2 tRNA genes and 2 rRNA genes are annotated in these 1,064 nt (G+C 47.4%); all 4 read right to left on the bottom strand.

The annotated features are described in order from the left end of the window. A 23S ribosomal RNA gene (locus ACQ4WL_RS27595) occupies positions 1-459 on the bottom strand; the annotation flags it as partial. A gap of 235 nt (positions 460-694) precedes the next feature. Further along, a tRNA-Ala gene (locus tag ACQ4WL_RS27600) sits at positions 695-770 on the bottom strand. A 21-nt stretch (positions 771-791) separates the two neighbouring features. Beyond that, positions 792-868: transfer RNA gene (locus ACQ4WL_RS27605), tRNA-Ile, on the bottom strand. Positions 869-966: 98 nt separating this feature from the next. Continuing rightward, a 16S ribosomal RNA gene (locus ACQ4WL_RS27610) occupies positions 967-1,064 on the bottom strand; the annotation flags it as partial.

Raw genomic sequence — 1,064 nt, forward strand, 5'->3', positions numbered from 1 at the left:
GGTACTGGTTCACTATCGGTCGATTACGAGTATTTAGCCTTGGAGGATGGTCCCCCCATATTCAGACAGGATGTCACGTGTCCCGCCCTACTTGTCGTACGCTTAGTATCACCGGTCTGATTTCGAATACGGGACTATCACCCGCTACGGTTCCTATTTCCAGAGGATTCTTCTATCAGTCCGACTATCACGTACAGGCTCTTCCCATTTCGCTCGCCGCTACTTTGGGAATCTCGGTTGATTTCTTTTCCTGCAGCTACTTAGATGTTTCAGTTCGCCGCGTTCGCCTTGCATACCTATGTATTCAGTATGCAATACCCTAAAAGGGTGGGTTGCCCCATTCGGAAATCTGCGGATCAAAGTGTGTTTGCTCACTCCCCGCAGCTTATCGCAAGCTACTACGTCCTTCATCGCCTGTAATCGCCAAGGCATCCACCATGTGCACTTATTCGCTTGTCCCTATAACGTTAGCCTCTGATTACCTAAATAATCAAAGAGCGCTACAGGGATAAGAAAGTACAACGTTGTTGCTTGTTTGTTGATACATACAATCATTACCCATCGATTTGCTTTTTACGGCAAACCAATCAATAAATAATCTTTACTTCTTCCAGATTGTTAAAGAACGAAACAGCTTTGATCGCTAAAAGATCAAACCTAAACCTAGCGGCTTACGTTTGCACTTTCAAAGTATTGGTGGAGGATGACGGGATCGAACCGACGACCCCCTGCTTGCAAAGCAGGTGCTCTCCCAGCTGAGCTAATCCCCCGGGAATTATGTACTAATTAGCTGGTAGGGCTGGTTGGACTCGAACCAACGACCCCCGCGTTATCAACACGGTGCTCTAACCAGCTGAGCTACAGCCCCAACGCGGAACTACTACGACTACTGTTTCTTCTTAATTAAACAGCCGATAAGTGTGAACATTTGATGCGTGAATCATTACTGATTCGTGCAAACTCTAGAAAGGAGGTGATCCAGCCGCACCTTCCGATACGGCTACCTTGTTACGACTTCACCCCAGTCACGAATCCTACCGTGGTAAGCGCCCTCCTTACGGTTA

This window comes from Janthinobacterium kochi, assembly GCF_051380715.1.
In the GTDB taxonomy this organism is placed as follows: Bacteria; Pseudomonadota; Gammaproteobacteria; order Burkholderiales; family Burkholderiaceae_D; genus Janthinobacterium.